Source organism: Bacillus sp. DHT2, assembly GCF_026241455.1.
GTDB classification, from domain to species: Bacteria; Bacillota; Bacilli; order Bacillales; family Bacillaceae_G; genus Bacillus_A; species Bacillus_A pseudomycoides.
Map to the genome: position 1 here is coordinate 931910 of NZ_JAPHWH010000001.1, position 7677 is coordinate 939586.

A 7677-nucleotide genomic window follows, 5' to 3' on the forward strand; every position below is an offset into this window, starting at 1 on the left:
TTACACCCTCTTCTTTGTTAATTTAAGTAATACTTTACTCAAGCTTTCTTCCGTAAGAGCCTCTGCATCAGCAAAGTCAGATACCGTAAAAGCAGACTCTGTCGTTGGTGGATTTATCAGTAGACGAAGTTGATTCAACATGGCATCTGCTATCGCTTTAATCGTCAATCTAGAAAACTGTTTTCTACTATACATCCAAACAAAATGTAACTTCCCATCTTTCACCATACCAACAACATCAATCGGGTGAGATGGTTTCGATTCTGGAGCATGGTCTAAGCGTGTAAACCCTGTCTCTTGCATAAACAAAGATTCTTTGGAAAACACTTGATCAAATTGTCCCAAATAGTTAAAGCTTATTGATGGTTTTTGCTGCTGATAAAACGGAAGCAATTCTCTGCTCAAGTAGCGTAAAATGCCATAATCAATGCCCTGATTCGGAATTCGACGCAATTGCTCTTTCACAGCCTTTAATCCCTCAATAGGTGTTGTTGTTCCTTGAAGATCAAGGTGAACGGGATAAATACTCGTGAACCAACCCACTGTCCGCGATAGATCAACGCCTTCAATCACCTCTTCTCTCCCATGTCCTTCCAAGTGAACAGAAACTTTATGCTGATTTGTACAGTCAGCTATAGCTTGTACTAATGCCGTCAATAGTACCTCGTTAATCCTTGTCTTATGAGTCATCGGAACTTCTTGTAACAACGCGTGGGTCTCTTCTACTCCCAACGTTATCGTCACTTGATCAATCGATGCTTCTGTCGTTTCCTGTATAGGGTAGTCCATCGGAATCGTCATCACTTGTTTTTCTGCCTGTTCATGCCAATAATCTTTTACTTCTTTTGAAAGATCTGACTCACTGTATGCCTGTAGTCGTTCCGACCATTCTTTAAAGGATGTACTTTTCGCAGGTAACTGAACCTTCTGATCTTGTTTCATCTGGTTGTATACGGCCTGTAAATCTTCCAATAGAATTCGCCATGATACCCCATCTACTACTAAATGATGAATCGTCCAGAATAATCGATCGTTCCCATTCGAACCGTCATCAAAGTACACTACTTTCATCAACGGCCCTGTAAGTAAATTGAAACTGGCTTGAGTGATATCCATCTCTTCTTGTATCACTTGATTCCACGCTTGTTGATCAGCATCGTTCCGCTTTACCACACGAAGTACAGACTGTTCATCGATTCCCTCATTTCTCTGCTTCCAGGTTGCATTTGGTAACTGTTCATACCGGAAACGTAAGGCATCATGATGTTTGAGTAAGTTTAATAGGGCTTCCTCTAATAACTCCACATCCAATCTCTCTCTTACTCTTAAAAGCATCGATTGATTCCAATGTTGTGGACGCGGATGTTCTTGCTCGAAGAACCAATACTGAATTGGAGTAAGCGGTACCTCTCCCGTCACAACCCCCTGATCCGCTTGTACTCCCTGATCTTCTTTGACTACTTGCGCCAACTCGGCAATCGTTGGGCATTCAAACATTTGCTTGGGTGTAAGTTTTAATCCCAATTGACTCGCTTGTGATATGATCTGAATGCTGAGAATCGAGTCCCCACCAATTTCAAAGAAGTTATCATGGATTCCCACCTTTTTAATCCCTAATACTTGCTTCCAAATGGTAGCCAGTGTTTCTTCTTTACCATTCCTGGGTGCAACACATTTACTTTCAATTTCCCTCTCCTCCGGTACAGGCAAGGCCTCACGATCAACTTTACCGTTAGCAGTTAGTGGAATAGCTTCCATCATCACAAATCCTGAAGGAACCATATGGCTTGGTAGTTCCGCCTTGAGATAATCTCTCCACTCACCTACATTCCCATCACCCACGACATATGCCACCAATCGTTTATCACCCGGCTGATCTTCTCGAACAATTACAACAGCCTCTTTTACGGATGCATGTGCGTTTAAAGCAGATTCAATTTCCCCGAGCTCAATTCGGAAACCACGGATTTTCACCTGGTGATCAATCCGCCCAAGATAATCTAGATTTCTATCCGGCAAGTATCTCGCTAAGTCTCCTGTCCGATATAATCGCGCTCCCGGGTCACTACTGAATGGATGAGGAATGAAACGTTCTGCAGTCAATTCAGGTCTGTTTAAATACCCACGTGCGAGTCCCGCTCCACCAATATATAGTTCACCAGATACGCCAATAGGCACAGGCTGTTGACAATTGTCTAGCACATACACTTCTAAATCTGGAATCCGCTTTCCGATATTACTTCTTGAAGAATGCTTTACATCATCCTGAGTAATTGGATAATACGTAACATGAACGGTGGTTTCTGTGATTCCATACATATTAATTAGCTGCGTGTTCTGCTCTCCATACCTTTGAAACCACGGTAGCAAGCTAGTAGGATCAAGTGCTTCCCCACCAAATATGACATAGCGCAGATGCAAGTTTTTATTCTCATCTTCTTGTTCACACACTTGTATCAATTGTCGAAATGCGGATGGTGTCTGATTAAGAACCGTAACCTTTTCCTTTACTAACAGTTGATAGAAATCCTTGGGCGATCGACTAATCCAGTAAGGAACAACAACCAATCTTCCTCCATAGAGCAATGCTCCCCAAATTTCCCAAACTGAGAAGTCAAACGCATAAGAATGGAAAAGCGTCCAAGTATCTTTTTCATCAAACTGATACCAACATTCCGTTGATTTAAATAAACGAATCACATTGTGATGCTCTACCATCACTCCCTTCGGATTCCCTGTTGATCCCGAAGTATAGATCACATAAGCGAGATGTTGGGGACTTACATCAGAAATCGGTAAAGCAGTACTTTCTTTCTCAATCTCAACCTGATCTCGATCAAGGCAAATCGATTTAATATTCTCTGGTAACCATTTCGATTCTTTTAAACTCTCTTGCGTTACGACTAACTGAATGCTAGCATCCTCTAAAATATACTGAAGTCGCTGCTCTGGATATGTTGGATCAAGTGGAACATAAGCTCCACCAGCCTTCAGAATCCCCAAAATACCTACAATCATTTCAAGAGAACGTTCAACACAAAGCCCAACCAATGAATCAGGTCCTACTCCCTTTTTCTGTAGATAGTGAGCTAACTGATTCGCACGTTCATTAAGCTCACTATAGGTAAGCCCCTCCTTTTCATACACAACTGCAATGGCATTGGGATGAATCGTCGCTTGCTGCTCAAACAACTCATGGATGGTTGCTTGAGGTGGAAAGTCAAGCTTAGGATCGTTGAACTCTACTAGACTTTTTCTTTTATCTTCTTCTGAAATAATTTCGATCTCAGCAACCTTCTGCTTCGGATTTTTAAATGTGTTTTCCATTAATGCTAGCATGGTGTTAAAAAAGCGAATTATCTCTTCTTTGGAAAATAGCTCTTCACGATAATCAACATGTACTTGTAAAGAGTCTATATCAGTCAAATTTTCGATATGTACTGCAAAGTCTTGCACCTCTTCACGATTTGGAATCCAAAGAGAATCACCACTTTCAGCACGTTCTCTATAATCAATCGTAGTTCCAAAAAGTCGAACATTACTGTTATTCTCTTTATTAATCTGTTTTAATAACAAATCAAATGGATATTTCTGATGTCGTAATGATTTACTTTGTTTTCTAGACACTCGACCAATAAATGAGAGTACTTCTTCTTCAGGATCGATATCCATTCTTAGAGGAACTGTACTCACCATCATTCCAATTAATTCCCGCTCCATTTTAGTCATACGATTGCCGTAAGCCATTCCCAAGGCAATATCAAGCGATGAGGTCCATCGATACATCGACAACGAAAGCGCAGCAACAAAAAAAGTATATATACTAAATTTGTAATATTCAGAAAATTTCTCTATCTTTTTCTTCAAATGTTCCGATAATGTAAACGTCTCACGTGATGCTCTCGTACTAACTTGGTAAGCATCATAGGGTTTCAATCCCGTCACGGATGGAAGTGTATTGAATTCCTCTAACCAAAAGTTTTGATCCTTTTGAAAACGACTGCTGTTCAAGTATGTCTGTTCATTGACTAGAAACTGAACATATGAGTTCCTAGGTATGCTCACATCTGTCTCACTATGAAACTTATGATAATATTTAGCAATCTGACTAGTAAAAATTTGGATTGACAAACCATCCATGATAATGTGATGGACATTGCCAAAGACGGCACACTCATTATCGCTTAATTTTATTAAAGCGAAATAGTATAAATCAGAATCAAATAACGTAAACGTCTCTTGCGCCTTCTGCTCAATCCATTTTTCCAGCAAATCTGAATCTCTCTCAGAACTGAAATCAAAGAAGTCAAATTCTCGTTCTTGATGTTTAACAAAATATTGCTCAGGTTCCTGATGTCCATGTTCTTTCAGCCTGATACACAAACCATCGTTTTCACTAATAACACGATTCATGGCTCGATTTAATAATGAATAATCCATTTTTCGATGGATCTTGAACAAGAATTTTAGATTACATATACCTTTACCTGAATAAATAACTTCTGTATACCATATTCTCCTCTGTGGATGACTTAAAAGATAACGCTCCTCATTGGACATAAAGAAATCTCCCTTCAAAGATTAGTTACTTTTATGTGTTCGTTTTCATGTTTAACCCAAAAATATTTTTGTAATGAAACCCCAATTACTCCAATGATGATGAGCCCAATACCTACATAAAGATAGAGTTGAATTACTCCGAAAAGGTGAACTAGTGGTCCGCTCATAGCTGGAGAAATGATGAGGACTGCATTTGCTAAACTGCTTTGAATTCCAAACACTCTTCCGACCTGTTCTTGATGAGATTCTATTTGCAGAATGACTTGATTGGATACAAGCATAAGTCCACTTCCAATACCAGCGATAAAACTAATCAGATAGCCAAAAATAAGGGATGTACCGGGACTTACCAGACTTATCAGACTAATCCCGCCAAAGCCAATTCCCATTAAAGCAATGCCCCCACATACTACCCAACCGTATTGAAAATGTTTTATTTTTTGTGTTAAGAATGCACCAAGTATTCCCCCAATACCAATAATAGAAATGATATATCCCATTTTACTCTTATCATTTGGGAACAAACTCTTAAATAACGTAGGGAACTGCGAGTCTACTAATTGTAATACTGCCATACCTATTGTAAAGAAAATCATGGTTGATAATATCATCCGATTGGATAATACATAACTCCAACCTTGTAACCAGGCAGTCCAAGTGCTTTGCTGTTGCTTTTCTATATATTCTCTTGACAGAGATTCCTTAAACCTTATTGTGGGCAATAAAACCAAAGCAGCTAGTAAACTACATATTGCCCTTATTACAAGACAAAACTCTGGCTGAAACCAGCTCAGTAACACTCCACCTATAAGCGGACCCACTATCTTGGTTCCTTGCTCAACTATACCGTTGATACTTACCGCTTTGGTAAGTAAATCAGGGGATACAATTTGTCGTGTTAGTGTTTGCTGTGCAGGATAATAGAAAACGGTAAAAATGGATCGAATCATTAAAGCTAACAAAAGCCAATGAATATTTTGGACAAATAAAAGAACGATTGTTAATAGACCAACCATTAGATTACTAAACATCATAATTGGAATTTTTCTAAAGCGATCAGCAATCACACCTGCCCATGAACTAAATAAAATTCCAGGAAGTGCATACGCAACGGGAATCAATCCAATCATAGTAGGGTCTACTTCCCATTCAAAACCAACAATGGTCATAATGGCTAACATATCAATAAATACTCCGAGCATAATCAGTGAATACGCAGAGAAAACTTGTAAATAAATTGTATTTCCCCATAGACTTTTTGAGTCGGTAGTTTTCATAAAAACGATCTCCTTAAGTTTACTAAAATGGATGTTTTTGCGTACATGGGCCCTTTATTGGATATAATTAATCACTCTAAATATTTTCATTTAAACTTTAATACAATTCAAACTTCAATTAATCATAAAGTTCATTATCTTTTTTCGCTCTACTAAATCAAATACATTTATCTCTTCATCTCTTGTTTTTTCAAGTTCTTTCATTTTCTGTTCTTGCTCTGAAATAATCTCCCTTACAAATAAACGAAAGCGAATTAGAAAATCTCTATTCATGTTGTCATTTCCTGCAACATTAAACAACGGGAATAGTTCATTAATCAATTCATGTTCATATAATTCTCTTTGATTTTCCTCTTCTACAAGATTCACCTTCACTCGATGAAAATAATGATTTAATAGTTCTGTAACTTTATTATTTACAGTAGTTTGAACATCCAATCCACATCCCTTTTTCAGAATTCTCTACACTTTATACCCCACATACTATCACACAAAATTCCCTCCTACTATCATCATAAGGTTGAAATAATCAAATTAGAAAATTCAGATAAAAATACATCAATAGACCCATTTTATTTACTACCGTCATTAAAATATCCTACTTATCAATAAGACTACTAAGCTATTTTTATATAATGATTGATAGATTTTTATTAAATAAAAAATTCAAATAAGTTTACACTATGCCCAACTTCTGTCATTTGAATCGATTTAAGTTCCCTCCTATTCACATTGTATTTTTTGTTACTTGTTTACTTATTTAGAATACCCAAATAATGTAAATATCGGATTAATCCACTGTTAAGCATTCGTAAATATAAGCAATATAATATTATGCCATCGAGATGCTATTTTGAATATTCCGTAAAAAAACACCTAATATGTGGCAAAATCAATCAACCAATCATCATACATACCCTCACCTTAAGAGATTTTAATACCCTTAAATACAAAAAGGCGTCATCCTTTCTAATAACCTTGCTTAGAAAGAATAACGTTTTTGTACAATTGAGGGTAGTTGATATTCTTAAGTTGATGGGCATATGACGGTACCCCAAATGATTTCAAGTTTCCATTATTTGCGCAATCCGTCACTCCGCAATCTGGCCAAATACATAAAGATAGAGTAACAAAACAAAAGCCAAAGTTAGACACATTACTTTTTTAAGCTATTGTTTTAGAATAAAGTTTGTTCAAATTAATGCAAATAACCTTGAAAAACGAACAAAAAGAAAGAGCCTGTTTAAAAAAAGATTTAAGTTTCGATTTTATAAAAAAGTTTGTTCATTTTTCACCTTAGATCTTCCGCAATAGCGTCCAATTGTTAAAAAACATGAAGGTGTTATATCGACAATAGTTATCCTGAGAACATGACAAATAATTAAAGCACGGAAAAATTTCCCGTGCTTTTCCAAACATATATTTTATTTCGGAAGTTTTAGTTGCCATGAGACACCGAACCGATGGTGTACTTACCCTAACTGGCGTTTAAATGCTTTACTGGCGAAGAAGTAAGCGATGACTATGATGCCGACACACCAGGCAAGCGCGATCCAGATACCGTTGCCAACAGACCCTTCATACAAGAGGGCACGAATCGTATTCACTATTGAAGTCACGGGCTGGTTCTCAGCGAACGCACGGACAATTTTAGGCATGGTTTCAGTGGGAACAAAGGCCGAACTGATAAACGGCAGGAAAATCAGCGGGTATGAGTAGGCTGTCGCCCCTTCCATAGACTTCGCTGTCAATCCGGGAATGACAGCCAGCCATGTCAGCGCCAGCGTAAACAGCCCGAGTATCCCAGCTACCGCGAGCCAATCCAGGATATCAGCGCTGG

General features: G+C 38.0%; 4 protein-coding genes. All 4 read right to left on the bottom strand.

Features of this window, described 5'->3' with window-relative positions; all coding sequences use genetic code 11:
* Entirely contained in the window at positions 1-4560 is a 4560-nt protein-coding gene (locus ORL93_RS04950) for a non-ribosomal peptide synthetase (protein ID WP_265958720.1), read from the bottom strand.
* 14 nt (positions 4561-4574) lie between these two features.
* Positions 4575-5837: an MFS transporter gene (locus ORL93_RS04955; protein WP_003209780.1), complete on the bottom strand. Its 1263-nt coding sequence runs from the start codon at positions 5835-5837 to the stop codon at positions 4575-4577.
* Between the two features lie 114 nt (positions 5838-5951).
* The gene (locus ORL93_RS04960; protein WP_006097453.1) at positions 5952-6275 is read right to left on the bottom strand and encodes a hypothetical protein; all 324 of its coding nucleotides are present in this window, start codon (positions 6273-6275) and stop codon (positions 5952-5954) included.
* Positions 6276-7309: 1034 nt separating this feature from the next.
* On the bottom strand, positions 7310-7677 hold a 368-nt coding region (locus tag ORL93_RS04965), incomplete at its 5' end, for an ABC transporter permease (RefSeq protein WP_265958721.1).

Bases quoted from the DNA above. Each gene is read 5' to 3' on its own strand.
- ORL93_RS04950 (WP_265958720.1), bottom strand. From the start codon at position 4,560: ATGTCCAATGAGGAGCGTTATCTTTTAAGTCATCCACAGAGGAGAATA.
- ORL93_RS04955 (WP_003209780.1), bottom strand. From the start codon at position 5,837: ATGAAAACTACCGACTCAAAAAGTCTATGGGGAAATACAATTTATTTA.